We start from the raw sequence: 25155 nt of genomic DNA, 5'->3' as shown, positions 1-25155 counted from the left end.
TAGCGCCGTTCATGCCATCTCGCAACTGGCGCGCAGCGCTGCTATCGGCAGGGGAATGTCTCTCGATCTGGAAACCCCCGAACCCACCGACGTCCCCTTCGATAGCGCGCTTTCCGAGCGGTATCTGGTCTATGCGCTGTCGACGATCACCGCGCGTTCGCTGCCCGATGTTCGCGACGGGCTGAAGCCGGTGCATCGTCGCCTGCTCTGGGCGATGCGGCTGCTCAAGCTCGACCCCGCTTCGGGTTACAAGAAATGCGCGCGCGTCGTCGGCGACGTGATCGGCAAATATCACCCGCACGGTGATGCGTCGGTCTATGACGCGATGGTGCGCCTCGCCCAATCGTTCGCGCTGCGCTACCCGCTGGTCGACGGGCAGGGGAATTTCGGCAATATCGACGGCGATAATGCCGCCGCCTATCGCTATACCGAGGCACGGCTGACCCAGGTCGCGATCGACCTGATGGAGGGCCTCGACGAAGAGGCCGCCGATTTCCGCCCGACTTATAATGGCGAGGATAACGAGCCCGAGCTGTTTCCGGGCATGTTCCCCAATCTGCTCGCCAATGGCGCGGCGGGCATCGCGGTGGGCATGGCGACCAGCATTCCGCCGCACAATGCCGCTGAACTCTATGCCGCCGCGATCCATCTGGTCGATCGGCCCGAGGCGGACGATGCGGCGATCCTTGAGTTCGTCTCCGGCCCCGATTTCCCCACCGGCGGCATTTTGGTCGACAGTCCCGCATCGATCGCGGAAAGCTATCGCACCGGGCGCGGCAGTTTCCGCGTCCGCGCCAAATGGCATCGCGAGGATCTGGGCCGTGGCACCTGGGTCGCGGTGGTCACCGAAATCCCCTATGGCGTCCAGAAGGGCAAGCTGATCGAACAGATCGCGACGCTGATCAACGACAAGAAACTGCCGATCCTCGCCGATGTGCGCGACGAAAGCGCCGAGGACATTCGCATCGTGCTGGAGCCGCGCACCGGTCGCGTCGATCCCGAAACGCTGATGGAAAGCCTGTTCCGCCTTTCGGAACTCGAAAGCCGTTTCTCGCTCAACCTCAACGTGCTCGACAAGAACCGGACGCCGCGGGTGATGAGCCTGCGCGAGGCGATTTCGGCATGGAAGGATCATCAGGCCGAAGTGCTGATCCGCCGGTCGCAGCATCGGTTGAACAAGATCATCGACCGGCTCGAACTGGTTGCCGGCTATATCATCGCCTTCCTCAACCTCGATCGCGTGATCGAGATCATCCGGTACGAGGATGAGCCCAAGCCGGTGATGATCGCCGAGTTCGAACTCACCGACCGCCAGGCCGAAGCGATCCTCAACATGCGGCTGCGCAGCCTGCGCAAGCTTGAGGAAATGGAGCTGCGCAAGGAACATGACGCGCTCGAAAAGGAAAAGGCGGAGCTCGAACTGCTGCTCGATTCGCCCGCCCGCCAGCGCACGCGGCTGAAACGCGACCTCAAGAAGATGATGGATCGCTATGGCGCCGAAACGACGCTGGGCAAGCGCCGCACGCTGATCGAGGAAGCCGGCCCGACCCGCGAAATCCCGCTCGATGCGATGATCGAGAAAGAGCCGATCACCGTGATCCTGTCGCAGCGCGGCTGGATCCGGGCGATGAAGGGGCATGTCGATCTTGCCGCCGCCGAAACGCTCAAATTCAAGGAAGGCGACGGCCCGCTCTTCGCCTTTCACGCACAGACGACCGACAAGCTGCTGCTCGCCGCCGATAATGGCCGTTTCTATACGCTGGCGGCGGACAAGCTGCCCGGCGGGCGCGGCTTTGGCGAGCCGGTGCGGCTGATGATCGACCTTGAGGGCGAACGCGAAATCGTTGCGTTGCTGCCCGCATCCTCGGCGGAAAAGCTGTTGCTGGCCGCCACCGACGGACGCGGTTTCGTGGTGAAGGCCGCCGATGTGCTCGCCGAAACGCGCAAGGGGAAACAGGTCGCAACGCCCAAGGGGCAGGCAAAGCTCAGGCTGGTCCGCGCGATCGCGCCCGAAGACGATGGCGTCGCGGTGATCGGCGACAATCGCAAGCTGCTGGTGTTTCCGCTGTCCGAAGTCGCCGAGCTGACGCGCGGGCAGGGCGTTCAGTTGCAGCGCTATCGCGACGGCGGCCTGTCCGACATGATCACCTTCCGGATGGAGGAAGGATTGCGCTGGCGGATGGGCGGAGAGCAGGAGCGGTATCGCAGCGAAACCGACCTCACGCCCTGGCGCGCGGCGCGCGGGGCTGCCGGTCGCATGCCGCCGACGGGCTTTCCACGCGACAATCGCTTCTGAAAATTCGAAAATCGTATGAATTTGCCCAGAAGGTTCAGTGGCTTTTAACCATTCGTGGGTAGCGCCATAGAGGATGGCGGGGCAAAAAATTCACACGGTCGATAGCGACACGCAGCCGGAGGATATTCCGGATCGCAGCGCCATGTTCGGTCCGCTGACGAGCGCGCTGGATCTCAATCTGCTGCCGGTTCCCGCGGCAATCGTCGAATTGCATGAAAACCGCTTTCTATTCGAAAGCATCAATCGCCCCTTCCGGCTTGCCGGGTTGGGCACCCTGGCGAGCGAATCGCCGCTGATCCGTCTGCTGGGGCCGCAAATCCGGCGTTTCCTGGCATCGGACGACACGCGCTGCGAAATCGCCTGGCAATTCGGCGAGGAAGTCGATTGCCGCTATTTCCGCGTCCTTTTCGCGCGCCATTCGAACCGGCGCAAACATCGCTGCATGGTCACTCTGGTCGATCAGACGGGCGAATTGCGGACCGAACAAAGCCTGCGGCGCGAAATGACGACCGACAGCCTTACCGGGCTGCCCAATCGCGCGGGATTCGGCGACCAGCTCGAATCGATGATCGGTCCGGACAATCGCAACAAATTCGCGGTGCTGGCGCTCAATCTCGACCGGTTCAGTCGCGTCAACGCCTGTATGGGCGGTCTGGTCGGCGACGAACTGCTGATTTCGGTGGCGCGGCGCATCAAGGGCGCGTTGCGCGGGCGCGACGTGCTGGGGCGGATGGGGGGCGATGAATTCGGCATCATCATGGCGCTGGATGATGGCCCCAACGAAGCGCTGCATGTCGCCAAGCGCGTTCAGGCGGCGCTGTCGATGCCGTTCCGCCTGTCCGATTTCGAAGTCCGCATCGATTGTTCGATCGGCGTCGCACTGGGATCGGACGATATCGACGATCCCGAAGACCTGATCCGTCACGCCCAGTTTTCGGTGAAACGCGCCAAGAAAAGCGGGCGAACCGAAGTCTATCAGACGCGAGCCTTCGATCTGGCACGCGAACAGTTCAGCATCGAAACCGCACTGCGCCGCGCCATCGACGGCGGGCTGATGACGCTCAGTTTCCAGCCGATCTGCGATCTGGCGAGCGGTCGGATCAAATCGTTCGAGGCGCTGGCGCGCTGGACGACCGAGGACGGGGTAAAGCTGTCCCCGACCGAGTTCATTCCGGTGGCCGAGGAATCGGGCCTGATCGTACCGCTCGGCCGATGGGCGATGGACGAAGCGGCGCGAACGCTTGCCGAATGGGACCGCCGGGCCGGCGGGGATTGCGGCGTCAAACTGGCCGTCAATCTTTCGGCGATCCAGCTTCAGCGCGACCAGATCGCGCCGATGGTGCGCGGCGTGCTCGAAAAACATCATATCGACGGGTCGCGCTTCACGCTCGAACTGACCGAAAGCGCCATCGTCAGCGATCCGGATCGCATCGCCCAGACGATGCTCGCGCTCAAGGATCTGGGCACCACGCTCGCCATGGACGATTTCGGCACCGGTTATTCGAATCTGGCCTATCTTCAGAAGCTGCCGATCGATCTGCTCAAGATCGACCGCAGCTTCGTATCGGGGATGCTGGCCGATCGCGACAAGGTGGCGATCGTGCGCGCGATCCTGGGCCTGGCGCATGCGCTGGGCATGCAGACGACCGCCGAGGGCATCGAAACCAACGAACTGGCGCAGACGCTTGCGGCGCTCGGCTGCAACTATGGGCAGGGCTTTCTGTATGCGCGGCCGCTGCCCGACGAAGAGGCTTATGCGCTGCTGCGCGCGCGCAACGCCTGAGCCACTGCTTCATCGGCAAGATGCGCGACGCGCGCTTCGCCGGGAAAATCCTCGCTGATCCAGCGATCCTCGATCGCCCGCAACGTCCGGGCGACTTCGGGCCCTTTCTCCAGACCGCGCTCGACCAGCGCCCCGCCGGAAACCGGCAGGCGCGGCATTTCCCAATCGGCGATTTCGGCATAGGCCGCGCGCAGTGCCGCTTCGTCGCCGCGCTGCAGAAACAGCCGGTCCACCGCCGCGTCGCGACCCAGCCGATATGCCATGGCGCGCGCCGAATCATAGGATTCGCTGCCCAACGCCGTGGTGAGCCGCTTGCGCTGCGCCTTCGACAGTTTGAGCCGCGCGGCGACTGCTTCGCCGGTGCGCGGATCGACCGGAAGCAGCGCCGCCAGCCGCCGGATCGCATCGGCCTGCTCGCCCAGCATCTGTTCGCAACGCACGACCCGTTCCAGCCGCGGCAGCCCGTCGGTGGTGATTTCCGGCAATACCGGGCGGAAAATCCCCTGGTCGATCATCAGCGTCACGACGCGCACGGCTTCCTTTGCGACCAGCAGCTTGAGCAGTTCGTCGGCGATGCGTTCGCGCGAAAGCGCCATCAGGTCATTGGCGCGATCGGCGCAGGCCTTCAGCCCCTCGGCCTCGGGTTCGTCGCCGAATCGGGCAAGAAATCGAAAGAAGCGCAGGATGCGCAGATGATCTTCGGCGATGCGGCGATAGGGGTCGCCGATGAACCGCACCCGCCGCGTCTTCAGATCGGCCAGCCCGTCGAAATAATCGAAAATCGCCCCGGTTTCCGGATCGGCATAGAGCGCGTTCATCGTAAAGTCGCGCCGGGCCGCGTCTTCGCGCCAATCGTCGGTAAAGGCCACGGTCGCGCGCCGGCCATCGGTGGAAACGTCGTGGCGCAGCGTCGTGACTTCGACCGGCCCGCTTTCCAGCAGCGCCGTGATCGTGCCATGCGCAATCCCGGTCGGAACCGTGCGGATTCCGACATCGGCGAGCATGCGGACGACCTTATCCGGGGCGTGGCGCGTCGCAATGTCGACATCCTGCACCGGCAGCGCGAGCAGCGTGTCGCGCACCGCGCCGCCGACGAACCGCGCCGCGCCGCCGCCGCCCAGTGCGGCGATCAGCCGAGCCATGCCGGCGCGCTCGCGCCAGGCCGCCGGGGGCAATTGCGTCACTGCGTCCATTTGAGCCGTCGCGAAAGATTGACGATCATCGCCGCTGTCGCTCCCCAGATGCGGCGTTCCTGCCAGCGTATCTCGTAATATTGGCGTTTTCGCCCCTGCCATTCGAGCGAACCCTGCACATGATTGGCATCGTCCATCAGATAGGCGAGCGGTACTTCGAACACTTCGGCCACCTCCGCCTCGCTCGGCGTCAGTGTGATCGCGGGCGGAATGACGCCCAGAACCGGCGTCACTTCAAACCCGGTAACGGTCCGATAGCGGTCGGCGGGTCCGATCACCTGAACCCGGTCGCGCGGCAGTGCGATCTCTTCTTCGGCTTCGCGCAGCGCGGCGACGATCGCGTCTTCGTCGGGCTCGACCTTTCCGCCGGGAAAGGCGATCTGCCCGGCGTGCTGGCGCATCGTTTCGGGGCGCTGGGTCAGGATCACCATCGGGTCGCGCGCGTCCGAAATCGCGACCAGTACCGCTGCCGGATAGGTTGCCATCGCCGGATCGTTATCGCGATAATCGCCGGTCAGCAGCACCGGCTGATCCCGGTCGCTTGCCGCCAGAGCGATCTTCAGCCGTTCGGCCAGAGTCATGCCGGCTCCATCGCGAAAAAGGCGCCTCGGCTCCACACGCCGGGCGGGTCGCTGTCGTTGCTCAGCGCGATTTCGGCGAGTTCGTTATAGACGCTGCGGCCGATCAGCGCCTCCATCCCGCCGCGCACGTGCAGATAGGGGCGAGGGCCGTCCTCGCGCTGTTCGAACCGCAGTCCGTGCTCGGCATCGGCGCTGACGAGTTCGTCGGTATTCAGGCGGAACGCCAGGTTCATCGCCGCGCCTTCGCCTTCGCGCTTGAGCTCGACCGCGACGAACGGTGCATCCTCGACATCGATGTCGAGCTTTTCGACCGGTGTTACCAGAACATGTCGACCATCGGGTTCGCGGCGCAAAATGGTGGCAAACAACCGCACCATCGCGATACGTCCGATCGGCGACCCCTGATGAAACCAGGTGCCGTCGCGCGCGATCCGCATGTCGCTATGGCCGCAATGCTGCGGATTCCATTTCTCGACCGGCGGAAGTCGCTGCTCCTCGGCAAGGCGTGCGATTTCGGCGAGCGACAGCGTGGCGAAGTCGGGGGGAGGGGGTGCAGGCATTGCCACGAATTAGGCACTCGCGCAGTCAATCGCAAAGGCTGATCCGATGCGGGGCTCAGGCGGCCTTGCGCAGATCGGGCCCCAGCATGCCCGCGCAATCGGGCACCGACGCGCCACGGGCGAGCAGGCGATGGCGTTCGACCGGTCCCGGAAGTCGCCAGCGCGCGGTGCGATCGGCGGTAAAGCCGAAGAATCGGCCATAATATTCCGGATCGCCGATCAGCATCAGCGCCGGCATGCCCGCGGCATCCGCACTGCGCAGCATTTCGGCCATCAGCATCCGGCCGATTCCTTCCTGCTGCCATTCGGGATCGACGGCGACCGGGCCGACCATGACCATCGGCACGGTCCCGCTGCCGTCGCAGGCAAGCGCCACCGGCCAGCACTGGATCGTGCCGGCAAGCCGGCCGTCGGCGAATCGCGCGGCAAAACTCAGCGCCGGGATGGCATCCACGCCCTCGCGAATCCGATAGGCGGTGCGGCCATGGCGGTCGCGACCGAACGCACGGTCGAGCAATGCCTCGACCATGGCTTCAGGGATCGCGTCCAGCGGCACGAGCTCGATCACCGCGCATTCCTTCCACTGCGCCGGCATGGACGCCGGGGGCGGCGGCGTTTAGCGTGTTTCGCGTGTGAAGCAAGGCTGAACCGAGGGTGTAGCGATGAAGCTTTATGATGCGGCATGGGCGCCGAGTCCGCGACGGGTGCGGATATTTCTGGCGGAAAAAGGCATCGAGGTGCCTCGCGAGGAGATCGACCTGAAATCGTCCGAACAACTGGGCGACGAATATCTTGCGATCAATCCGCGCGGCGCAGTGCCTGCGCTGGCGTTCGACGATGGCGAAGTGTTGTGCGAATCGGCTGCGATCTGTCGCTATTTCGAGGCCGAGTACCCCGATCCGCCGCTGTTCGGCACCACGCCGCGCGAGATTGGCCGAATCGCCAGCTGGACTCGCCGGATCGAAGGGGACGGCTATGTCGCCGTCGTCTATGCCTATCGCAACACCCGGCCGGTGTTCAAAGACCGTGCGATTGTCGGCAATTTCGGCGCGGTGCCGCAGATTCCGGAGCTGGCGACGCGCGGCGTTGCGATGTGGCGCTGCTTTCTGGAGGCGTTCGACCGCCATCTTGCGACGCACCACTGGGTTACGGGCGAGAGCTACAGCTTTGCCGACATCACTGCGCTGGTCACGCTCGACTTTGCGCGCGGTGTGAAGCTCGAGGTGCCGCAGCGTCTCACCAATCTCTGGCGCTGGCACGAGGAAGCGTCGGCGCGGCCCAGCGCCGGCGCCTGATAGCGCAGGGCAAGCCGATCGACGATTGCGCGAACGCGCAGATATTTCGGCTACGCCCATGCGTTGCGCGAAAGCCGCCGCCGCGATCAGGCCTGATGCGGCAGTGGCTTCCGCGGCATTGCCGTTTTGCGGGGCAGGGCTTAGAGCGCCAGCCAGTTTTCCCGTGAAAGGCGTTCGATTGCCCGATTTGCTGCAGCTTCAGGTCCATGACCTCGAAGTCGAGATTCTGACCGGTATCTATTCCGAGGAAACCCATCTGCCGCAGCCGCTGCGTATTTCGGTGACGGCGGATATCGACATTCCCGAACGCTTCGCGCCCGATACGCCGCTGAGCGCGTCGAAAAGCTATATCGACCTCAAGCATGCCGCGACCGACGGCCTGCCCAAGGACGTGCACTTCACGCTGATCGAAGGTGTCGCCGATCATATCGCCGACACGCTGTTCATCAGCGATTCGCGTGTGCGCCGCGTCGAGGTGCGGATCATCAAGCTTGCGATCGCCGAGCGCGACGAATCGATCGGCATCACGCTCGTTCGTCACCGCCGCTGATCGAATCGCTACTGGCTGCACGGCCCCAGCTGGTTGAGGACGAATCGATAGTCCATCCGCGCCGTCTGGGCGTTGGCAGCCGTCTCGCTGCTCAGGCTCGAAGCCGGCAGTTCGGCGGGCAGACCGCAGGCGAGGCGATACCATAGCAGCGTGTCCGGCGCGGGCGGCCCGGCCGAATCGTCGACGATATCGCCCAGCGAGACTGCCCAGCGCGGCTGCTGGCCCGGCCGCCGGAGAATCTGGAGCGATACCGGTGCTCCGGTCTCGGTCATCAGGAAAATCTGGGTTTCGCCTTCGCCGGGAAGCGTTCCCGGTACGTGAAAGGCATTGCCGACGCCGGTGATCGCGGGCGGGGCGGCCGGATCGACCACGTCGCGCGCGATCTGGCGCACCATCGCGTCAAGCGCCGGGCTCCACGCGCGAAACGAATCGGTTCGAGTCAGCTGAACCATCGTCGGGCGTCCCGGAACGGGACGGGCGAACAGGATTACCCGCAACCGCTTCAGCCGGGGCGGACGCCCCCGCGAATCGGTCGGGACATCGGTGACGAAACCGACCCTTGGCGGGATCGCTGACGAACCCCGGATCAGCGCCGAAACATCCGCCTCGGCATAGAATCGAGCATATCCTGGCGCCAGATTCACGGCTTCGGCACCACGAATTTCGACCGTTGAACGAATCGTCGCGTCGATCACCAGCGGCGCTTCCAGCACATGCGAGGCGATGTCGCCATAATTGGGCGCGGGAACCGCTTCGCTGGAAATTTCGCGGTTTTGCGCGGCTGCGGGCGATGCGGAAGCGATCAAAAGCGCTCCGCTGAGCGTCAGGAGAGGGATACGGATCATGGTTTCCAGCGTTACCCCATCGGACGAAAACAGGAAAATAAATCTGTCACCAATCGCTATTACGTGGGCTTCGTCCGACAAAGCGTTTGCGTCGTTCAGGACGCCACGATAGAAACTCGCGCTCTGCCGCCGGACGCAAGAGCGCACGGCGGGTGGGTTCACGCGTGGTGCCCCTGCCACGCTACCGGGACCTACTGGGTCGGAATATGAGGAGTGTCGACGCCGAATGGCTTATGCTGACCGGAATGTAAGTGGCAGCAGAATGGTCGCGATCATAATGGTCGCGGTTATCGTTGCCGGCTTGGGATATGCCTTCGTCACTGGCCTGGCGTATCAATATATCAAGAAGGCCCAGGAAAATCTGGACGTCTTCGATATTGAAGAGCCGCCGCCCCCGCCAGAGGAAGTGCCACCGCCGCCGCCGCCGCCGGACCAGCCGGTCCCGCCGCCGCCCACTCAGGTGGTCGTGCCGCCTGCGCGCGTGCAGGTTCCCTCGCCACCGCCGCCGTTCAATGTCTCCAATGACATTAACATCCCCCCGCCGCCGCTGACGCCGCCGACGCCTCCGCGTCCGCCGGCTCCGCCGCCTCCGCCGCCTCCGCCTCCGCCTCCGCGGGTGGCGCAGAAGGCTGATCTGCGTAGCGGTGGGATCAGTCGTGACGACTATCCGTCGGCAGCGCGTCGTGCCGGGGACGAGGGTGTGACGACTGTTCGTTACACGATCGGTACCAATGGCCGCGTGACGAGTTGTTCGACGGTTCGTTCGAGCGGTTCATCGCTGCTCGACAGCACAACCTGCAGCCTTATCGAGCGTCGTTTCCGCTTCCGCCCTGCGGAGGATCAGAACGGCAACAAGATCGAGGAAACCCGCACCCAGGCGGTGCGCTGGCAGATTGAGCGGTAGATAAGTAATATGGTCGGCGCATCGGGCCGTCTCGGGGCGTCGCAGTCTGGAACGACCAACACATATATCTAGAGGAAAGAACGCAACATGCTCACGACCATTCTCGCTGCAGGCGCTGCTGCACCGGCCGGAGATAACCCCTACGGCCTTTGGGAAGCGTTGGAACAGGGCGGTGTCATCGCCTGGTCCGTCTTCATCATCCTCGTGACGATGCTCTTCTTCTCGCTCTACATCTTCTTCACGAAGCTGTTCGAGCAGCAGAAGATCCTGAACCAGGGCCGCCGCGTCCGTAAGAGCTTCTGGAATTCGAACAGCCTGCGTGAAGGCGCTGCCAAGCTCGAAAAGAACTCGGCCTATCGCCAGCTCGTCGAAGACGGTCTGGAAGCCCAGAACCAGCATTCGAAGCTGACCGATCCGGTCGAAGCGCATGACTGGCTGCACGGTTCGCTCGCCCGTTCGGAAGCGATCATCAATTCCGACCTCAACGGCGGCCTGGCCTTCCTCGCCACCGTCGGTGCGACTGCACCGTTCATCGGCTTGTTCGGTACGGTGGTCGGCATCTATCGCGCCCTCATCAAGATCGGCGCTGCCGGTCAGGCTTCGATCGACGCCGTTGCCGGCCCGGTCGGTGAAGCGCTGATCATGACCGCCCTCGGTCTCGTCGTCGCCGTTCCGGCGGTGCTCGCCTACAACTTCCTGCAGCGCCGCAACAAGGCGATTGCGGAGCAGATGAACGCCTTCACCAACGACGTGCTCGGCTATCTGGCTTCGAACGGCGCCGTCCGTCCGGAAGTCAATGTGAAGGCCGCTCCGGTCGCCAAGCCGGCTGCCAAGCCCGCGGGTGCGTAAGTAACGACTGGCAGGGTTCGGCCCGGCTTCGGGTCGGGGCGAACCTTGCGGCGGGACCGACGCACGTGTCCCGCGACATGCGAAGGATAGGATAACGCGTAATGGCAGTGAGCACAGGCGGCGGTGGTGATGACACCCCGATGTCGGACATCAACACGACGCCTCTCGTGGACGTCATGCTGGTGCTCCTCATCATCTTCCTGATTGCGGTTCCCGTCGTGATCCAGACCGTTGATCTCGAACTTCCCAAGGTGAAGTATGAGGTGACGACGACGAAACCGGAAAACGTTCTTCTCTCGGTGAAGGCCGGTCCGGAAGGATGCGAAGTATATTGGGGCACGACCCGCATCGCATCGGGTGAACTGCTCGAACGGGCAGTGAAGAAGCTCGAAGATGAAATCGAGCGTCAGGGCGGCGTGAATGCTGTCGGGCTCGAACTGCCCGAAGTGCATATCCGCGGCGACATCAATACGCCCTATCGCTGCATTGGCGGTACGATCTTCACGATGCAGCAGGCCGGCTTCGCCAAGGTCGGGTTCATTTCCGAACCCGAACCTGGCCCCGCCCCCGCATTGTGATCCGGCGCGTTTCGAAGGAGTACTCTAGATGGCAATGAGCGGTGGCCGCGACGACGGCGAACCGATGATGGAAATGAACACGACGCCGTTGATCGACGTCATGCTCGTGCTCCTCATCATGTTCATCATCACCATTCCGATTCAGACGCACGCCGTTAAGGTGGATCTGCCGCAGAACAGCCAGCCGCAGACGCCGCCGCTGGTGGAGCCGGAAAAGAACAAGCTGTACATCGACCCCGATGGCCGCCTGTTCTGGAACGGCGCACAGATCGACGACGTGACGCTGCGTCAGTATCTCGACACCACGGTGCAGATGGATCCGCAGCCCGAGCTGCACTTCCAGCCTGATCCGCAGGCTCGGTACGACACGGTCGACAAGGTGCTTGCGATCATCAAGCGCGCTAACGTCACCAAGCTCGGTTTCGTGGGCAACGAACAGTATCGCAACGATTTCTGATCGAAGCGATCGAGCGAACACGGAAAAGGCAGCCTTTCGGGGCTGCCTTTTTTTGTTTCCGGAAGGGCTGCCGCGCAAGGCTCGCCTAGGCGCGACCGCCGCGAAGGATCGTCGGTGCAGCAAGGCGCGGCGGCCGCCGCTGATGAAACCGTCGTCCGTTTGCCGCCCACGACCTAGTAGCGAAGGCAGGCATCGCGAGCTTGCAGACTAGGCCGCGACAAAGACGCCGCTTTACACGTGCTCCCGGAGCCGCTTCGCGCGAACCCCACGCTATACGCCCGCCGACCCTTATGTCAGTCGCCGGGACCGGCGATCAGAGCCGGGGCAGGGTAACGCCGCGCTGCCCCATATATTTGCCCGCGCGATCGGCATAGCTCGTCTCGCACGGCTCGTTCCCCTTCAGAAACAGGAACTGGCACGCGCCTTCATTGGCATAGACGCGTGCGGGTAGCGGCGTGGTGTTCGAAAATTCGAGCGTGACATGCCCCTCCCATTCGGGCTCGAGCGGCGTCACGTTCACGATGATCCCGCACCGCGCATAGGTGGATTTGCCAAGACAGATCACCAGCACGTCGCGGGGGATGCGGAAATATTCCACGGTCCGCGCCAGCGCGAAGCTGTTGGGCGGAATGACGCAGACATCGGTCTGACGGTCGACGAAGCTGTTCGCCGCGAAATTCTTCGGATCGACGATCGCACTATCGACATTGGTGAAGATCTTGAATTCGTCGGCGACGCGGGCGTCATAGCCATAGGAGCTGAGGCCATAGCTGATACAGCCCTCGCGGCGCTGTGCCTCGACAAAGGGTTCGATCATGCCGTTTGCGAGCGCCTGCTCGCGAATCCAGCGGTCGGACAAAATGGCCATGGAAGCTCCCGGATTGCTGTCGCCCGTTTCGCGGTCCGGAGCATTCGCTGCAAGCGGTAAATGCGCGTCGGCCGCGCGCCGTCGCGCATCCGCGGTCAGCAGGTGGAGGGCGTTGCCCCCTCGCTATTGTAGATCCGGGAATAATCGCGCGCGTCGCGGACCATCATCGACGCGATTTCGGTGATCCCGCTTTCGGGCGCCAGCGACGTTTTGATCAGCGGCTGATAATCATAATAGACCTCGACGAAGATCGTGCCGCCGTCCGCCGGTGCGATCGCCTGGCGCCCGCTGGGGCCCATGCCGGTCAGATTGGTGTCGCCCGCGCGGCCATAGCTGGAGGCATGACTGGTGATCGCGCCGCGGCACCGCTGCCAGCTGATCTTGTATTTCCCGGCATGGTCCGGGTCGGGTTCCAGGCTCGAAATGATGACGCGGCCATGCGTATAGAGATCGAGCTCTCCCGCCTGCAGCCCGGCGCCGGTCAGCAGGTCGTTGATGTCGGTCTCGCTGATCGTCTTGGCAATCAGCTGCCCGCCCGAACCGATACGCGCGCCGTTATCCGCGATATGCAGCGCCAGCTGGCTGATCCGCATCCGCGTGGTGATGAAGTTGGTCAGCTCCGCCCCGGTCAGGCTCATCACCAGCAACACCGGCAGCGTCAGTGCGAATTCGAGCAGCGCCAGCCCCGAATTATCCCGGTGGAAGTCGCGGATGCGGCCGAACAGGCGATTGAAGCGGCCGATCATGTGCAGTTCCTGACGACGACATTCGTCGCATAGCTGTCCTGGTCGGCATAGGGCTGGTTGCGCAGCACCGTGGACGCAGTCAGCGTGACCGCATCCGATCCGTTGATGAACCGATAGAGCGGGAACATCTGCGGATAGCTGACCGTCACGGTGTAGAGCGTGGCGTCCTTTGCGCCGCCCTGACCCGAATTGCCGCCATCGGCATCCCAGATGTGATTGGCGTTGGCGTCTTCATAGGGTTCGCCGGCGTCGCATCGTCCGTTGTGGTTGGTATCGGTCCAGCTTTCGGGAGTCGCGTTCGAAGCTTCGGTAAAGGTGCGATAATAGCGTCGGTTGAAGCGCACCGTCGCATTGTTGGCGAGCGCTTTGACCTGTGCGCGGACTTCATTGTCCAATGCGCTCTGTTGCGATGTGGCGCTGCCCGTTTCGAGCGTCGAATCGCGCGCCGTCTTCTGCACGATGCCCTGCAGCACCGACCGCATGTACAGCGTGTGCGCGACATCGAATGCCCCCACCAGCAACAGGCACAGCGTCGGCGCGACGATCGCGAATTCGACCAGCGTCGCACCGCGTGATTCGGCGTGCAGACGGCGGGCGAGGGCGGCAAGGCGGCGGATCGCGCTCATCGTGTCAGCCTCAGCTGCGAAATCTCGCCCGCGATCGCGCTCATCGTGTCAGCCTCAGCTGCGAAATCTCGCCCGCGATCGCGCTGAATGTCTGTTGCAGCGCCGCCGAATCGCGTGCGGTGCGATACCGCCCTTCGGATGCGCATTGTTCGAGCCGCGACTCGGTCGTGCTGTTCGATCCGTTGCCGAACGAAATCACCCACAGCGTGATATTCTTGTTCTTGATCTTGGTGCAGATGTCGAGGAATCGCGCATTGACGCGATTGTTCATTTCGCTGCTGCTCGGCACTCCGCCGCTCGAATTCTGACGCCGGTCGAACCAGGGCAGGCCATAGGCGGCATAGTCGGTATTGTTGGCGACGGTGTCGCCGTCGGTCATGAATATCACGTGCCGCACGATCGATCCGCCGGTCGGCGTAGTGGCGTTTTCCGACGCGAAGATCCCGTCGGGCGAAATGAAGCGCGCGCCCCACAACAGACCGATATCGTGATAGGTGTTGCCGTTCGCGGTCAGGCCGTTGACATAGGATTCGAAACTGGTCGCATTATTCCACGTCGTCAGCTTGCGCGCCTCGGTCGGGCAGAAATAGTTCGGATTGTTGTTGTAATCGCCGTCATAATCCTGCGGATCATATTGCCACGAACTGGTGTCGGTCGACGAATTGCCCGGCCATGCCTTGCGCATATAGATCGCGCCGGGCAGCGCCGGACCCCACAGGCTGTCGGCGTTGCTTTGCGACGGCACCATATCGATGTTTAGGTCGTTGGCGTTGGTCGGCGCGCTATTCGAATTGCTTGTTTTCTGCGTCGTCCGTTCCTCGATGCACCCGTCCCACTGGACCGCGCGTCCGGTGCCATTGCTGCCGATGGGCAGGGTGACGGAGTTGTTCCAGTTGGTGCCGTCCTTCAGGCCGGAAATATCCTGAGTGACCTTGCCATAATGCCAGCCATGGAATGTCTGCGTCGTGGTCGGCATGTTGATCTGGGTATGGCGAACGCTGGTATAGCTGCCGCGCAGCCGCGTGCGCACTTGCGGCTGACAGGCCCAGCCCCCGAAGCCCGCCGAGACGGTCTGATATTCGGTATCGACATAGCCGGTGACGGTGCGCGTATCCCAATATCGCGTGTTGCCGTTGGTGGTGACCTCGGTGTCGTACGTGCTGGTGGTCGGCCCGGTCGTCCCGTTCGAGGGGTAATAGGGACAGCTGAAATACTGGGCGCCGCCGTAATTTTCCCAATCGCTCCAGGTTCCGGAATCGTTTCCGGTCGGGCCGGTGCTGTTCGGCTGATCGACCCATTGGTACGATGTTGACGTAGACCAGTCGGGCTCGCGCGACTGATAGGCCCAGCTGTTTGCGAAATAGGCCGTCGGCAACAGCTTTCCGACATTCACATTGGTGTTGTACGGCATGAATCCGAAGCGGACCTGCACCTGTCCGGTGCCGCCGGTCTGATTGCCGCCCGAACAATTTTCGGTCGTGTCATAGCGTGCCACGACTTCGTAGAAGCATTTCACGGCGCTGCGCAGGCTCTGGATCTTGGTCTGCGTATCCGTGTTCACCGCCTTGCTGCCCATCGATCCGGTGACGTCGAGAACGAACATCACATCGGTATTGGGCAAACGCATTTCCGCGTCGCAGGTGACAGTCAGCGTCTCGTTGGTCTTGCCGAAAATGCGCATCAACGTCATCGGCAGCGTCGCCGATGCGGTGCCGGTCACCTTGCCGCCGCTTTCGGTAAAGGTGCGGGTCAGGCTGGTCGCGCCATAGGGCGACGCCTGAATATTGGCGTCGAAGAAATTCTCTGCCGCCGTCCGGGCCGCATAATTATTATATCGCCAGACGCCTGCGCCCATCGTCTTGCGTCCGGCGAGCGCGCCGGCATCGCAGGCATGTTGCAGACGCGTCTTGACGATGTACATGCGGCTGATGTCGATACCTCCGCCGACCATGCCTGCCAGTGGGATCAGGGCAATAGCCATGATCGCCATCGTGTTCGCACGCACGTCGCGGCCCAGCGCGGTGAGGAATCCGCGTGCCGTAGTCCTTCGATGTTCTTCCTGCGCCATGGCGGTGTCGACATTCCCCCAAGAACGCCGGACTATGGCCGGCGAGCGGATAAGGGGTTTTCAACGCCCAAGGTTAATTTCCCGCTTACGCTGGCAACACAGGATGGTGATGGCATGACGCCAGAGGAAGCGGAACGTCAGTTGATCCTGACCTATGCGCCCGCGCGTCGGCGTGACGCGCTAGCGGCGTTGCTGGCGCTCGACGATGCGCTCGCGCGCTTGCTGGCGACGACCAGCGAGCCGGCGCTGGGGCAGATCCGGCTGCAATGGTGGCGCGATGCGCTGCAGCGGCTCGACAGCGCGCCGCCGCCTGCGGAGCCGGTACTGGTCGCGCTGGCGGAGTCGGTACTGCCTGCCGGGGTTTCGGGTGCTGCCCTTGCCGAGATTGTCGAAGGCTGGGACGTGTTGATCGAAAGCGAGCAGCTCGATGCGGAAGCGCTGGAGCGGTTCGCGAAGGGGCGGGGCGAAACCCTGTTCGCGCTTGCCGGTACGGCGCTGGGCGCGCGTGCTGGCGATCCTCTGGCCGAAGCAGGGCGGGGATGGGCGCTGGCGGATCTTTCGCGCCATCTCGACCGCGCCGACGAAGCAGAAAGGGCGCGGGAAATGGCGGCACGCCATCTGGAAGCGGCGAAGCGCGCACGATGGAGCGGCGCCATGCGCGCGCTTGGCGGCATGACGCTGCTCGCACGCCGCGACCTTGCACTGCCGCGCGGCGGCCAGCCACCGGTCGGATCGCCCGCCCGGCTTGCGCGCCTGCTCTGGCACCGGATCTCGGGACGATAGGCTTGCGCGACGATGCGCCGCCGCATTAGCCTTTGCCGACCATAGGGGAGGTTGGGGGCATGTGGCGCTATTTCGTGGGTGCCGCCGGGGCGCTGTGCATGGCACTGGCCGGCATGTTCCTCTATCGCGGCCTCGCCGCACCCGAAGAGGCGGCGATACCCCGCCCGCCCGTGGCGACGCACAGCGCCGCGCCGTCGCCAACCCCCTTGCCCGAAATCGTGCCGCAAGCGACCGAGAAGACGCTCGAGGAAAAACGGTTCGACCGCTATGACCGCGATCATGACGAGATCGTCACGCGAGAGGAATATCTGCGCTCGCGCCGGACCTCCTTTGCCCGGCTCGACACCAATCGCGACGGTAAATTGTCGTTCGAGGAATGGGCGATCACCACCACCACGCGCTATGCGGGCGCGGACAAGGATCGCAACGGCACGCTGACTCGCGCCGAATTCGCCGCGACGCGCACGCGTTCCTCGCGCCCGCGCCCGACGCCATCGTGCCGATGCGCGTCGGACGAAGACTGAGCGGTTCAGGCCGGCATCCACTCCGCAAAGGCTTCGCGCGCGCGGCCCGTATAGAGCAATTTGCGATCCGCTTTGCGCGTGCGACCCTTGCCCGTCACCGGGGGGAACAGCCCGAAATTGACGTTCATCGGCTGATAGGTCGCGGCCTCCGCGCCACCGGTAATGTGGTGAAGCAGCGCGCCGAGCGCGGTTTCGACCGGCGGAGGGCTGAGCGTTTCGCCCGCCAGTTCGGCGGCGGCAAAGCGCCCCGCCATCAGGCCGATCGCCGCGCTTTCGACATAGCCTTCGCAACCGGTGATCTGCCCCGCGAACCGGACATGCGGTGCCGATTTCAGCCGCAGTGTCGGATCGAGCAGTTCGGGCGACTTGATAAAAGTGTTGCGATGCAGCCCGCCCAGTCGCGCGAACTCGGCATTTTCAAGGCCGGGAATCGTCCGGAAAAGAGCAACTTGCGCCGCATATTTCAGTTTCGTCTGAAACCCGACAATGTTCCATAAGGTGCCGCTGGCATTGTCCTGGCGCAGCTGCACCGCGGCATAGGGCCAGCGGCCCTGCGGATATTCGGGCGTCGGATCATGCGGATTGTCGAGCCCCACCGGCTTCATCGGGCCATGGCGCAGCGTGTCGATGCCGCGTTCGGCCATCACTTCGATCGGCATGCAGCCGTCGAAATAGGGGACGTTCTCCCACTCGCGAAATTCGGTCTTTTCGCCGTCGAGCAGCCCCTGAACAAAGGCGATGTACTGCTCCTTGTTCATCGGGCAGTTGATGTAATCGCCGTCTTCGGATCCTTCGGATCCCTTGTTCCAACGCGATTGCTTCCACGCGATCGACATATCGATGCTGTCGTGATGGACGATCGGCGCGATCGCGTCGAAGAAAGCGAGCTGATCCTTGCCGGTCACGCCCGCGATGCTGCCTGCCAGGCTCTCGGCAGTCAGCGGCCCGGTGGCGATAATCGTCATGCCGCTTTCGGGAATGGAATCAATGCGTTCGCGAACGATGCTTATATTGGGATGCGACTCCAGCGCAGCCGTTACGCCCTGCGAAAATCCCTCGCGATCAACCGCGAGCGCGGACCCGGCGGGGACTTTATGTTCGTCGCCCTTGCCCATGATCAGCGAACCCAGATCGCGCATCTCCTGATGGAGGAGGCCGACCGCATTGCGCTCGGCATCATCGGAGCGGAAACTGTTCGAACAGACGAGTTCTGCCAGCCCGTCGGTCTGATGCGCCGGCGTCATGTCGCCGCTGCCGCGCATCTCCGAAAGCCGCACCTTGTGCCCCGCCTGCGCCAGCTGCCACGCGGCCTCCGATCCGGCCAAACCGCCGCCGATGATATGAATGTCGTGCGTCATGCGCGCCTTGTTACTCGCTCTCTTCGGGAAGCCAGCGCACATAACGCCGCGCGAGCAGCGCGCATAGGGTGCCGGTGGCGAGGAAGGCGAAGCTGCCGGGATCGGAACAGTCACCGTGGTTAAAAGGCAGCAGGATCAGCGCCGCGATTCCACCACCCAACATTCCCCAAACAGCGTAAAATTGAGCGGAGAAAAGTATCTGACCGACGTAGCTCGCCAATCGGACTCCAATCGCCAGAACCAGCACCGCGGGAATAAATCCCACGATGCCGGCCACAGCAAAGAAGGGTAACAGCCGAAAAATTTCGGCGATCAGTCCATACTCGCCTGCCACAGCGACAGGGATCGGATCGGTCAGGGTCACCAGAGCCCATAGCCCGAACGACAGGAGGAAACACGGTCCGGCTGCAATTGCCGGAATCGCATACGCCGCAATCCGAATTTCCGATCTTAGCTGCGGTGCCATGGGTCAACCGACCGCTCGCGCGGCGTTTTGCGCCGCAAACCAGCCTTCGACGGTACGTCCGAAATGGGCGATGGCACCCATATTGAAGAAGTGCATGGCGCCCACGACAATCACGGCCAACCCAACCTTAGCGCTCAGAAAACGGATCGCGCTGCTCAGCGTGGTGGGTTCGCTGCCCAAGCTCAGCGTCAGGCAAATGAAACCGATGTTGATGAGGTAGAACCCCACGACAAGGAGGTGATTGGTCGAGCGTGCCAAGGTCTCATTGTGGCCGAAACACTGGACGAGGAAGACCACGCCATTGCGAGAAAGCGTGCGCGCCACCCAGATGGTGATAGCGATCGTTATGGCCAGATAGAGGCCGTAGACAGCTTCGGGCATTCAATGTCTCCTTACTTGGAAGTTCAGCAGCCGCTGGATTGGATATTGTCGATGTTTCTCGCCTTCGCCCAAGGAAGAGGGAGCACCATCGAAACGGGAGGAATGGCGGCGACGAATTCCGCATCGATCCGCGCCGCCAGCATGCCGAGCCGCTTCACCGGCACTGCCGGGAACAGATGGTGCTCGAGATGCAGGAACATGTTGTAGCTGAGGCAATTGATCAGCGCCGACCGCTGGGTGCGGGCGTCCAACCCGCTGTCCTCGACGTCATGATGGGTGATCCACACCGCGAAAAATCCGGTCAGGCATTGCGCGACCAGCATCGCGGCGAGGTGATAGAGCAGAAACGCCGCGCCGCTCGCCACGGCGACCGCGACCATTGCGACGTTCAGCCCGGCATCGACTGCCATCCGCCGCCGCACCGCAGACCCGCCATGCCGCCAGGCATTGGCATGCGTTTCGATCGGGAAAGCGGGACCATAGGCGAGCACCCGCAACGCGGACATCCGCCCGCATTTGCCTTCAATATCCTCGGGCGTGCCGATGCGGCTGTGATGTTTCAGATGGTTATACGCCACCGAATGGTTCGACCCGAGCATCAACAGGCTCAGCCCATGGAGCACGCGCCGGTGCCCGCGCGGGGAAAAGCCCAGATTGCCGTGCACGGCTTCATGGTTGAGCCGCAGCGCAGTGAGGAAGAACAGGAACGAGGCGGGCAGGGCGACCAGCCACCAGCCATAGCTCGCCGCCACCCAGCTTGCGCCAAGCCATGGCAGCGGGTGGAGGCACTCGATCAGCCCTTCGCGCTGCGTCATCGGGGTCAGATCACGCCAGGGCAGTTTTCGCATCGCGGCCATCGGAGCTTGCGGGTCGGGCGCTTTTGCCATGACGTTTCTCCTTTTCGAATATTTCTGTAAGTTCAGAAATTGATTGGCGTGATGATGCGATGTTCCTGTCGTTTCGGCTTGTCGGAATCAGTCCCCGGTCTTGGTACCGCCGGGGATGAAGCGCGCGACGCGGGCGCCCAGCTTCATCAGCGTGACGAGAGTCGATTTGGGCAGGCTGCGCACCTGCTCATACCAGTTGGTAAGCGTCGAGATGAACTCGTGCATCCGCGTCACACGCTCGCGCAGATGCTTGGGCGCAGTCTCGTCCTTCGCCAGCCGCTCGGCGAGTTCGCCGAGCAACTGGATCGTCGGATCGATCTCGCGCTTCTTGCGCTCGGCAACGATCCGCATCAGCATTTCCCACAGGTCGCTTTCGGCGACAAAATGGTCGCGGCGGTCACCCTCGACATGGACGCGGCGCACGATCGAATAGCCCTGAAGCTCCTTCAACCCGTTCGACACGTTCGACCGGGCAAGCCCGAGCGAATCGCAGATATCCTCGGCCGTCAGCGGATCGGCGGACAGATAGAGCAGCGCATGGATCTGCGCGACCGACCGGTTGACGCCCCATTGGGTGCCCATTTCCCCCCAATGGAGGATGAACGCCTTGGCATCGGGATGATCGGTCAGACTCATGGGTAACTCCTATTTCTGTAATTACAGAAATATATGGCGAAGAGTCAACCGGCTTCGAAACGGCTGCGCAACGGCGTTGATCGCGCGGGCGCCGCCGTCTGGCACATTGTGGTTGCTCGCCACCAGGTCCGATGGAACCCCGGGGGCCGGGAGGGACGATATGACCGACAATACGCGACGCGGATTTTTGAAAGGCGCAGCGATCGGGGGCGGGGGCGCACTTGCCGGTGTGCCGGCATTTGCATGCTCCGACACCGCAACGGGCGAGGGCGGCTTGCGCATTCCCTTTTCCAGCGTCCTTCCATTCCGTTCGGCGGTGAATGGCGTCGACTATCTGCTCTATGTCCGCGTTCCGGCGACCTATGATGCCAGTCCGGACAAGTCCTATCCGACGATCTGGCTGCTCGACGCCGATTACAGCTTCGCGCTGGCGACATCGCATATCGAACATCTTGCCGACCGCAATCACATCCCGGACCAGATCGTCATCGGTATCGCCTATGCCGGCGGCTATCCCGATCCCGTCGCCTATCGGACCCATCGCAGCCGCGACTATACGCCGATCTTCTCCGAAGACGGTGGCTATGGCGCGCAGTTTCAGGCGCGGTCGGGCGGCGGTCCGGATTTCCTGAAGATGATCGAAACCGAGGCGATGCCGCTGATTGCCGCGCGCTTTCGCGTGGATCCGGCGCAGCGGACGCTTACCGGGCACAGCTTTGGCGGACTGTTCGCGTCCTGGGCGCTCCAGGCGCGGCCCGATCTGTTCGACCGCTATCTGATCGTCAGCCCATCGCTGTGGTATCGCGACCAATGGCTGATCGATCGCGAAACGGCAGGTGCGGTGACGGCGCTGCCGCGTGCGACGCGGGTGTGGATGGGGGTCGGCGCCTGGGAAGAGCTGACCGGCCATCCGATGGTGTCGCAGCTGGCACGTTTCGCCGATCTGCTCGAAGCGCGCCGCGATCCGTTACTTACGGTCGAGCACAAGGTGTTCGGCGACGAGACGCATGCCAGCATCTTTCCCTGCGCCTTTTCCACCGGAATCCGGCACCTTTATCCCGCCGACTCGCTCGCCGACATGCCGCCGCAGGTACGACCTAGTCAACCGGCGACGGGCAACTGAACCGAGCCGTCGCCGGCGCGCTCCAGCGGGCCATAGGCCAGCACCGTGTCGAGCACCATGACGCTATAGAGATGCGGGAACAGCGCGCCGCCGCGGCTTTCCTCCCATCGGATCGCGTCGCCATGGGCGGCAAGGTCCACCGCCGCGACCCACAGGTCGCTCTGGCCGGCAAAATGCTTGTCGACGGTCTCGGTCAGCTGCGCGGCAGTGGAAAGATGGACATAGCCATCGGCCAGGTCGATCGGTGCACCCGCGAAACTGCCATCGCGCTCCAATTGTCCCATCTGATCGCTGGTCAGAACCTTGTAGGCGACTGTTTCCATTACAAACTCCGTTAGCTTTCCGTTCGCCGTTTACAGCGCGTTCCCATCGTCGCTAGGCCTTATTCCGCATCGTCGCAAACAGGGCCGGGAGAGGCTGTTATGCGCGTTATCGGTTCTTGGACTTTGTTGCTCGCGGCGCTGTTACTGGCGAGTGCGGCACAGGCGCAGGACGCGCCTTCGGCCTATGACGGTCATGCCGATGGTGCGGTGTACAACGGCAAGCAGATGATGCCGTTCACATTGTACGGCGTCGCGATCCGCTGGGACCGCGATTGCCGCCGTGGACGCGCCGAACGCTGCCTTCGGCTTGCGCGTGCCTATGACAGCGGGGCGGGGGATCTGACCGCCGATATGCGCGTGTCGATCGGCTATTATATCCTCGCCTGCCAGAAGGGTTCGGGCCCCGGCTGTGCGCGTGCTTCGGCAATGCTGCGCAACGGCGATGCGGGTTTCACCAATCCCCAGCTTGCCGGGGAACTGGCCGAACGCGGCTGCAACGCGCTGCGCGATCAGGATAGTTGCGCGGGGATGGCCGCGGCCATGGCGTCATCGGGCGACCCGGGTCAGGACACGCAATCGGCGGCGATCGCCGATCGCGCCTGCGCTTCGGGGTCGGACGAGGGCTGCCGGCTTCAGGCGCGCCGCCTGTTTTCGGGGAACGACGCCGCCGGGAAAGCGCAGGCGGTATCGATGTTTCGCAATGCCTGCACCGGCAATCTCGCCTGGGGGTGCCTCGGGCTGGTCGATGCCTATACCAGCGGAACCGGCGTCGCCGCCGATCCGCGCGAAGCCGCCAGCGCCGCCGCGACCGGCTGTACCCGGGGGCGGGGCGATCGGCTGCGCCTCTGTGCGATCCATGGCGACACGCTTTCGCGCGCCTCGGCGGCGGATACGGTGCGGCGCGGCGAACAGTTTCTCGTCACTTCGTGCCGGGGCGGTTCGCCCGAAGCATGTTTCCGGCTTGGCCAGCTCGGCATGGCGCACCCCGCCGGCGCCCGCTCGACTCAGGGGGAAGCGGTCTATTACTGGCGCCGCGCCTGCGATTTCGATTTCGCCGCCGGGTGCCGCAGCCTTGCCGATATTTATGCACGCGGCATCGAAGTCGATCGCGACACTGCCGTCGCGGTGGCGCTGGCCGACAAGGCATGTCGTCTCGGCGCGCGCGCCGCCTGTAGCGATGCAGCGCGGCTCGCCAATGCCGAACCGGGCCTGCGCAATCGTATCCCGGCCATCGATCCGGCGCAGCCCGCAGCAAACCAGATCGCGGACGCAAAGGCCGCTGTCGAGCGCGGCGGGGCACAGGCAAAGGCTGGATTCGACGCCGTGGTGCGGCTGATGCGCGAATGGAACGAGGATGCCGAATGGCTGCTCGGCGGCTGGCTCTATTACGGTCTGCCTGGGTTGGTCGACGCGCCCGATCCCCAAAATGGCGTGATCCTGATCGAAAATGCCGCGCGGGTGGGGCATGTCGATGCGGCGATCTGGATGGGCATGGCCTATTGGTATGGCGACGGAGTCGCCGAAAATCGCAGCAAGGGCGAATCCTATATGCGTATCGCCGCCGAACGCGGCAGCGAAATGGCCGCCGCCATCTATCGCTCGATGCGCGCCGAACCGATCCGCGTCGAAAACGAACGTCGCCGCCAACAGGCCGAAATCGAATGGGAGCGGCAACGCCGCCGCGCCGCCTGGACCAGTGCCTGGACCAGTTGGAGCCCCAGCTTTTCCTCGGTCGGTACGACGCCTGCTTATACCGGCCGAACCGTCGGCCAGATCATCGATCAGCACAATTGGGACAATGCCATTCGATACTATTCGGGCGGCACCAGTGTCTGTTCCAGCTCCAATCCATATTGTTGAGGAAGGTCAGGGGGATGAAAGCCGTTTCGGGCACCGGATATGCGATCGGCGCGGCGCTTGCCGCCCTGTTTTTCAGCGGCACCGCTTCGGCCCAGCAAACCCGTTCGATCAGTTTCGAAAGCAACGACCGCAACGGAGTCTGCTATTTCACCGTGGCGGGCGGGGTGCTGCCCGGCACCGACACGCCATTCAAGCTCGAGCTCAGCCTGCGCGCGCGCGATTCCAATCTGGGCGTGACGATGCTGGTGAATGGCTGGGACAAGGCACAGGCGGCCGACCCGGACGAGAATTTCCCGATGACGCTCGATTTCGAAGGCGCGGGTTCTACGACTTCACGCTCGGGCGGGTATGACAGCGGATTCTGGGATCGCGCCTGGGCGGGCTGGGGCGCGGGCGCGTCCTCCGACGCGGCGCTGGCGCTCATGCAACGCGCGCAATATGTGCGCATCCGCTTCGACGGCGTCGATTATGGGCGAGTCGATCTTCAGGGCAATGCGGGCTTTGCCTATAACTGGCTCACCCGATGCCGCGACCGGCTGAACGGCGCTTCCTGAATCCCCTGCCGGCCGAGGGTGAGGAGGGCAGCGGGGTTCCCTGACCGCTGCCCTCAATGCC

General features: G+C 63.5%; 28 protein-coding genes. 13 read left to right on the top strand and 15 right to left on the bottom strand.

What is annotated here, in order from left to right:
• Positions 1-55 precede the first annotated feature (55 nt).
• Both parC and DKB74_RS17400 read left to right on the top strand, forming a co-directional pair.
• The gene (gene parC, locus DKB74_RS17405) at positions 56-2296 is read left to right on the top strand and encodes a DNA topoisomerase IV subunit A (RefSeq protein WP_109809463.1); all 2241 of its coding nucleotides are present in this window, start codon (positions 56-58) and stop codon (positions 2294-2296) included.
• Between the two features lie 142 nt (positions 2297-2438).
• Complete coding sequence (locus DKB74_RS17400; protein WP_109809514.1) at positions 2439-4079, top strand: putative bifunctional diguanylate cyclase/phosphodiesterase; 1641 nt, start codon at positions 2439-2441, stop codon at positions 4077-4079.
• On the opposite strand, the gene DKB74_RS17395 is transcribed toward DKB74_RS17400, so the two are convergent.
• Genes DKB74_RS17395 through DKB74_RS17380 form a run of 4 tightly spaced genes read right to left on the bottom strand, consistent with a single transcriptional unit; the run spans position 4049 to position 6981 of the window.
• Complete coding sequence (locus tag DKB74_RS17395; RefSeq protein WP_109809462.1) at positions 4049-5272, bottom strand: CCA tRNA nucleotidyltransferase; 1224 nt, start codon at positions 5270-5272, stop codon at positions 4049-4051. The two genes, DKB74_RS17400 and DKB74_RS17395, sit on opposite strands and share 31 nt — an antisense overlap.
• Positions 5260-5853, bottom strand: coding sequence for a CoA pyrophosphatase (locus tag DKB74_RS17390; protein ID WP_109809461.1), 594 nt, complete (start codon positions 5851-5853; stop codon positions 5260-5262). The genes DKB74_RS17395 and DKB74_RS17390 overlap by 13 nt, the downstream gene beginning before the upstream one ends.
• On the bottom strand, positions 5850-6413 hold the full coding sequence (locus DKB74_RS17385; RefSeq protein WP_109809460.1) for a DUF1285 domain-containing protein: 564 nt from the start codon (positions 6411-6413) through the stop codon (positions 5850-5852). Before DKB74_RS17385 ends, DKB74_RS17390 begins: the two co-directional genes overlap by 4 nt.
• A gap of 55 nt (positions 6414-6468) precedes the next feature.
• Positions 6469-6981, bottom strand: a complete 513-nt coding sequence (locus tag DKB74_RS17380) for a GNAT family N-acetyltransferase (RefSeq protein ID WP_109809459.1) — start codon at positions 6979-6981, stop codon at positions 6469-6471.
• A 94-nt stretch (positions 6982-7075) separates the two neighbouring features.
• Here DKB74_RS17380 and DKB74_RS17375 point away from each other — a divergent pair, with 94 nt between their 5' ends.
• Together DKB74_RS17375 and DKB74_RS17370 are read left to right on the top strand one after the other, a co-directional pair.
• Positions 7076-7708, top strand: coding sequence for a glutathione S-transferase family protein (locus DKB74_RS17375; RefSeq protein ID WP_109809458.1), 633 nt, complete (start codon positions 7076-7078; stop codon positions 7706-7708).
• A gap of 178 nt (positions 7709-7886) precedes the next feature.
• Entirely contained in the window at positions 7887-8258 is a 372-nt protein-coding gene (locus DKB74_RS17370) for a dihydroneopterin aldolase (protein WP_109809457.1), read from the top strand.
• An 8-nt stretch (positions 8259-8266) separates the two neighbouring features.
• Here the strand turns inward: DKB74_RS17370 and DKB74_RS17365 are convergent, their stop codons facing one another.
• A complete protein-coding gene (locus tag DKB74_RS17365; RefSeq protein ID WP_193504497.1) occupies positions 8267-9103 on the bottom strand; it encodes a hypothetical protein in 837 nt (278 codons plus the stop codon).
• Positions 9104-9365: 262 nt separating this feature from the next.
• On the opposite strand from DKB74_RS17365, the gene DKB74_RS17360 reads away from it, so the two are divergent.
• The 4 genes from DKB74_RS17360 (at position 9366) to DKB74_RS17345 (ending at position 11891) form a co-directional block, all read left to right on the top strand.
• Positions 9366-10007: an energy transducer TonB gene (locus tag DKB74_RS17360; protein ID WP_239987583.1), complete on the top strand. Its 642-nt coding sequence runs from the start codon at positions 9366-9368 to the stop codon at positions 10005-10007.
• Between the two features lie 87 nt (positions 10008-10094).
• Positions 10095-10856 (top strand): MotA/TolQ/ExbB proton channel family protein, encoded by a 762-nt coding sequence (locus DKB74_RS17355; protein ID WP_109809455.1) that lies wholly within the window; start codon positions 10095-10097, stop codon positions 10854-10856.
• A gap of 101 nt (positions 10857-10957) precedes the next feature.
• Positions 10958-11434 (top strand): ExbD/TolR family protein, encoded by a 477-nt coding sequence (locus DKB74_RS17350; protein WP_109809454.1) that lies wholly within the window; start codon positions 10958-10960, stop codon positions 11432-11434.
• 28 nt (positions 11435-11462) lie between these two features.
• A complete protein-coding gene (locus tag DKB74_RS17345; protein ID WP_109809453.1) occupies positions 11463-11891 on the top strand; it encodes an ExbD/TolR family protein in 429 nt (142 codons plus the stop codon).
• Positions 11892-12204: 313 nt separating this feature from the next.
• Here DKB74_RS17345 and dcd read toward each other — a convergent pair whose 3' ends face one another.
• The 4 genes from dcd to DKB74_RS17325 form a co-directional block, all read right to left on the bottom strand.
• Positions 12205-12759, bottom strand: a complete 555-nt coding sequence (dcd, locus tag DKB74_RS17340; protein ID WP_109809452.1) for a dCTP deaminase — start codon at positions 12757-12759, stop codon at positions 12205-12207.
• Between the two features lie 95 nt (positions 12760-12854).
• Entirely contained in the window at positions 12855-13505 is a 651-nt protein-coding gene (locus tag DKB74_RS17335) for a TadE/TadG family type IV pilus assembly protein (protein WP_109809451.1), read from the bottom strand.
• Positions 13502-14131 (bottom strand): TadE/TadG family type IV pilus assembly protein, encoded by a 630-nt coding sequence (locus tag DKB74_RS17330; protein ID WP_109809450.1) that lies wholly within the window; start codon positions 14129-14131, stop codon positions 13502-13504. The genes DKB74_RS17335 and DKB74_RS17330 overlap by 4 nt, the downstream gene beginning before the upstream one ends.
• A 40-nt stretch (positions 14132-14171) precedes the next feature.
• Positions 14172-16199 (bottom strand): Tad domain-containing protein, encoded by a 2028-nt coding sequence (locus tag DKB74_RS17325; protein ID WP_109809449.1) that lies wholly within the window; start codon positions 16197-16199, stop codon positions 14172-14174.
• Positions 16200-16313: 114 nt separating this feature from the next.
• Here DKB74_RS17325 and DKB74_RS17320 point away from each other — a divergent pair, with 114 nt between their 5' ends.
• Complete coding sequence (locus tag DKB74_RS17320) at positions 16314-16982, top strand: squalene/phytoene synthase family protein (protein ID WP_109809448.1); 669 nt, start codon at positions 16314-16316, stop codon at positions 16980-16982.
• Positions 16983-17041: 59 nt separating this feature from the next.
• The gene (locus tag DKB74_RS17315) at positions 17042-17506 is read left to right on the top strand and encodes an EF-hand domain-containing protein (RefSeq protein WP_109809447.1); all 465 of its coding nucleotides are present in this window, start codon (positions 17042-17044) and stop codon (positions 17504-17506) included.
• Positions 17507-17511: 5 nt separating this feature from the next.
• On the opposite strand, the gene trmFO is transcribed toward DKB74_RS17315, so the two are convergent.
• The 5 genes from trmFO to DKB74_RS17290 all read right to left on the bottom strand — a co-directional run bounded on the left by trmFO (position 17512) and on the right by DKB74_RS17290 (position 21234).
• Positions 17512-18864 (bottom strand): methylenetetrahydrofolate--tRNA-(uracil(54)-C(5))-methyltransferase (FADH(2)-oxidizing) TrmFO, encoded by a 1353-nt coding sequence (gene trmFO, locus DKB74_RS17310; RefSeq protein ID WP_109809446.1) that lies wholly within the window; start codon positions 18862-18864, stop codon positions 17512-17514.
• Between the two features lie 10 nt (positions 18865-18874).
• On the bottom strand, positions 18875-19330 hold the full coding sequence (locus DKB74_RS17305; protein ID WP_145961040.1) for a hypothetical protein: 456 nt from the start codon (positions 19328-19330) through the stop codon (positions 18875-18877).
• Between the two features lie 3 nt (positions 19331-19333).
• Positions 19334-19711, bottom strand: coding sequence for a hypothetical protein (locus tag DKB74_RS17300; RefSeq protein ID WP_109809444.1), 378 nt, complete (start codon positions 19709-19711; stop codon positions 19334-19336).
• A gap of 23 nt (positions 19712-19734) precedes the next feature.
• Positions 19735-20598 (bottom strand): fatty acid desaturase, encoded by an 864-nt coding sequence (locus DKB74_RS17295; protein WP_205007900.1) that lies wholly within the window; start codon positions 20596-20598, stop codon positions 19735-19737.
• Positions 20599-20685: 87 nt separating this feature from the next.
• The gene (locus DKB74_RS17290; RefSeq protein WP_109809443.1) at positions 20686-21234 is read right to left on the bottom strand and encodes a GbsR/MarR family transcriptional regulator; all 549 of its coding nucleotides are present in this window, start codon (positions 21232-21234) and stop codon (positions 20686-20688) included.
• Positions 21235-21394: 160 nt separating this feature from the next.
• Between DKB74_RS17290 and DKB74_RS17285 the strand changes: the two genes are divergently transcribed.
• Positions 21395-22357 carry an alpha/beta hydrolase gene (locus DKB74_RS17285; protein WP_161956904.1) on the top strand — a complete coding sequence of 321 codons (963 nt, stop codon included), beginning with the start codon at positions 21395-21397 and terminating at the stop codon, positions 22355-22357.
• Here DKB74_RS17285 and DKB74_RS17280 read toward each other — a convergent pair.
• Positions 22336-22680, bottom strand: coding sequence for a DUF952 domain-containing protein (locus tag DKB74_RS17280; RefSeq protein WP_109809441.1), 345 nt, complete (start codon positions 22678-22680; stop codon positions 22336-22338). The genes DKB74_RS17285 and DKB74_RS17280 overlap by 22 nt on opposite strands.
• A gap of 99 nt (positions 22681-22779) precedes the next feature.
• On the opposite strand from DKB74_RS17280, the gene DKB74_RS17275 reads away from it, so the two are divergent.
• Both DKB74_RS17275 and DKB74_RS17270 read left to right on the top strand, forming a co-directional pair.
• The gene (locus DKB74_RS17275; RefSeq protein ID WP_109809440.1) at positions 22780-24540 is read left to right on the top strand and encodes a tetratricopeptide repeat protein; all 1761 of its coding nucleotides are present in this window, start codon (positions 22780-22782) and stop codon (positions 24538-24540) included.
• Between the two features lie 14 nt (positions 24541-24554).
• Complete coding sequence (locus DKB74_RS17270; protein ID WP_109809439.1) at positions 24555-25094, top strand: hypothetical protein; 540 nt, start codon at positions 24555-24557, stop codon at positions 25092-25094.
• Positions 25095-25155 lie beyond the last annotated feature (61 nt).

The organism is Stakelama portus (assembly GCF_003171655.1).
Classification (GTDB): domain Bacteria; phylum Pseudomonadota; class Alphaproteobacteria; order Sphingomonadales; family Sphingomonadaceae; genus Sphingomonas; species Sphingomonas portus.
This window is presented reverse-complemented; position numbering and strand designations above follow the sequence as displayed.

What these genes read in the sequence shown, in the direction of transcription:
- parC (WP_109809463.1), top strand. Translation starts at nt 56, where the DNA reads ATGTCTCTCGATCTGGAAACCCCCGAACCCACCGACGTCCCCTTCGAT.
- DKB74_RS17400 (WP_109809514.1), top strand. Translation starts at nt 2,439, where the DNA reads ATGTTCGGTCCGCTGACGAGCGCGCTGGATCTCAATCTGCTGCCGGTT.
- DKB74_RS17395 (WP_109809462.1), bottom strand. Translation starts at nt 5,272, where the DNA reads ATGGACGCAGTGACGCAATTGCCCCCGGCGGCCTGGCGCGAGCGCGCC.
- DKB74_RS17390 (WP_109809461.1), bottom strand. Translation starts at nt 5,853, where the DNA reads ATGACTCTGGCCGAACGGCTGAAGATCGCTCTGGCGGCAAGCGACCGG.
- DKB74_RS17385 (WP_109809460.1), bottom strand. Translation starts at nt 6,413, where the DNA reads ATGCCTGCACCCCCTCCCCCCGACTTCGCCACGCTGTCGCTCGCCGAA.
- DKB74_RS17375 (WP_109809458.1), top strand. Translation starts at nt 7,076, where the DNA reads ATGAAGCTTTATGATGCGGCATGGGCGCCGAGTCCGCGACGGGTGCGG.
- DKB74_RS17365 (WP_193504497.1), bottom strand. Translation starts at nt 9,103, where the DNA reads ATGATCCGTATCCCTCTCCTGACGCTCAGCGGAGCGCTTTTGATCGCT.
- DKB74_RS17360 (WP_239987583.1), top strand. Translation starts at nt 9,366, where the DNA reads ATGGTCGCGATCATAATGGTCGCGGTTATCGTTGCCGGCTTGGGATAT.
- DKB74_RS17355 (WP_109809455.1), top strand. Translation starts at nt 10,095, where the DNA reads ATGCTCACGACCATTCTCGCTGCAGGCGCTGCTGCACCGGCCGGAGAT.
- DKB74_RS17350 (WP_109809454.1), top strand. Translation starts at nt 10,958, where the DNA reads ATGGCAGTGAGCACAGGCGGCGGTGGTGATGACACCCCGATGTCGGAC.
- DKB74_RS17345 (WP_109809453.1), top strand. Translation starts at nt 11,463, where the DNA reads ATGGCAATGAGCGGTGGCCGCGACGACGGCGAACCGATGATGGAAATG.
- dcd (WP_109809452.1), bottom strand. Translation starts at nt 12,759, where the DNA reads ATGGCCATTTTGTCCGACCGCTGGATTCGCGAGCAGGCGCTCGCAAAC.
- DKB74_RS17335 (WP_109809451.1), bottom strand. Translation starts at nt 13,505, where the DNA reads ATGATCGGCCGCTTCAATCGCCTGTTCGGCCGCATCCGCGACTTCCAC.
- DKB74_RS17330 (WP_109809450.1), bottom strand. Translation starts at nt 14,131, where the DNA reads ATGAGCGCGATCCGCCGCCTTGCCGCCCTCGCCCGCCGTCTGCACGCC.
- DKB74_RS17325 (WP_109809449.1), bottom strand. Translation starts at nt 16,199, where the DNA reads ATGGCGCAGGAAGAACATCGAAGGACTACGGCACGCGGATTCCTCACC.
- DKB74_RS17320 (WP_109809448.1), top strand. Translation starts at nt 16,314, where the DNA reads ATGACGCCAGAGGAAGCGGAACGTCAGTTGATCCTGACCTATGCGCCC.
- DKB74_RS17315 (WP_109809447.1), top strand. Translation starts at nt 17,042, where the DNA reads ATGTGGCGCTATTTCGTGGGTGCCGCCGGGGCGCTGTGCATGGCACTG.
- trmFO (WP_109809446.1), bottom strand. Translation starts at nt 18,864, where the DNA reads ATGACGCACGACATTCATATCATCGGCGGCGGTTTGGCCGGATCGGAG.
- DKB74_RS17305 (WP_145961040.1), bottom strand. Translation starts at nt 19,330, where the DNA reads ATGGCACCGCAGCTAAGATCGGAAATTCGGATTGCGGCGTATGCGATT.
- DKB74_RS17300 (WP_109809444.1), bottom strand. Translation starts at nt 19,711, where the DNA reads ATGCCCGAAGCTGTCTACGGCCTCTATCTGGCCATAACGATCGCTATC.
- DKB74_RS17295 (WP_205007900.1), bottom strand. Translation starts at nt 20,598, where the DNA reads ATGGCAAAAGCGCCCGACCCGCAAGCTCCGATGGCCGCGATGCGAAAA.
- DKB74_RS17290 (WP_109809443.1), bottom strand. Translation starts at nt 21,234, where the DNA reads ATGAGTCTGACCGATCATCCCGATGCCAAGGCGTTCATCCTCCATTGG.
- DKB74_RS17285 (WP_161956904.1), top strand. Translation starts at nt 21,395, where the DNA reads ATGACCGACAATACGCGACGCGGATTTTTGAAAGGCGCAGCGATCGGG.
- DKB74_RS17280 (WP_109809441.1), bottom strand. Translation starts at nt 22,680, where the DNA reads ATGGAAACAGTCGCCTACAAGGTTCTGACCAGCGATCAGATGGGACAA.
- DKB74_RS17275 (WP_109809440.1), top strand. Translation starts at nt 22,780, where the DNA reads ATGCGCGTTATCGGTTCTTGGACTTTGTTGCTCGCGGCGCTGTTACTG.
- DKB74_RS17270 (WP_109809439.1), top strand. Translation starts at nt 24,555, where the DNA reads ATGAAAGCCGTTTCGGGCACCGGATATGCGATCGGCGCGGCGCTTGCC.